Source organism: Acinetobacter sp. TG2027 (genome assembly GCF_000302435.1).
GTDB lineage: Bacteria > Pseudomonadota > Gammaproteobacteria > Pseudomonadales > Moraxellaceae > Acinetobacter > Acinetobacter pittii.
Genome location: NZ_AMJN01000058.1, coordinates 1 through 1163, shown reverse-complemented (window position 1 = coordinate 1163; position 1163 = coordinate 1). Strand labels below are relative to the sequence as shown.

Sequence of the window (1163 nt, the reverse complement as noted above, 5' to 3'; positions counted from 1 at the left end):
AAGTTTGAACGTAATAAGCCACACGTAAACGTGGGCACAATCGGTCACGTTGACCATGGTAAAACAACTTTAACTGCTGCGATTGCAACAATTTGTGCAAAAACTTACGGCGGTGAAGCGAAAGATTACTCACAAATCGACTCAGCACCTGAAGAAAAAGCACGTGGTATTACAATTAATACTTCACACGTAGAATACGATTCTCCAATTCGTCACTACGCGCACGTTGACTGCCCGGGCCACGCCGATTACGTTAAAAACATGATTACTGGTGCTGCTCAGATGGACGGCGCGATCCTTGTGTGTGCTGCGACTGACGGTCCAATGCCACAAACTCGTGAACACATCCTTCTTTCTCGTCAGGTTGGTGTACCTTACATCATCGTATTCTTGAACAAGTGTGACCTTGTTGATGATGAAGAATTACTTGAATTAGTAGAAATGGAAGTTCGTGAACTTCTTTCTACTTATGACTTCCCTGGTGATGACACTCCAGTTATCCGTGGTTCTGCGCTTAAAGCGTTGGAAGGCGATGCTGGTCAATATGGTGAGTCTTCAGTTCTTGCTCTTGTTGAAGCGCTTGACTCTTACATCCCAGAACCAGAACGTGCTATCGATAAAGCATTCTTAATGCCAATCGAAGACGTATTCTCAATTTCTGGTCGTGGTACTGTAGTAACAGGCCGTGTAGAAGCTGGTATCGTTAAAGTTGGTGAAGAAGTAGAGATCGTTGGTATTAAAGATACAGTTAAAACAACTGTAACTGGCGTAGAAATGTTCCGTAAACTTCTTGACGAAGGCCGTGCAGGTGAGAACTGTGGTATCTTACTTCGTGGTACTAAGCGTGAAGACGTACAACGTGGTCAAGTACTTGCTAAACCAGGTACAATCAAGCCGCACACTAAATTCGACGCAGAAGTATACGTACTTTCTAAAGAAGAAGGTGGTCGTCACACTCCATTCTTAAATGGTTACCGTCCACAGTTCTACTTCCGTACAACTGACGTAACTGGTGCAATCCAATTACAAGACGGCGTTGAAATGGTTATGCCAGGCGACAACGTTGAAATGTCAGTAGAATTAATCCACCCAATCGCAATGGACCCAGGTCTACGTTTTGCGATCCGTGAAGGTGGTCGTACTGTAGGTGCTGGTGTTGTTGC

General features: G+C 44.6%; 1 protein-coding gene. It reads left to right on the top strand.

Annotated elements, in window-relative coordinates; all coding sequences use genetic code 11:
• Nucleotides 1-1163, top strand: a 1163-nt coding sequence (gene tuf / locus B806_RS19035; protein WP_017387361.1) for an elongation factor Tu, incomplete at both ends; no start/stop codon positions are given.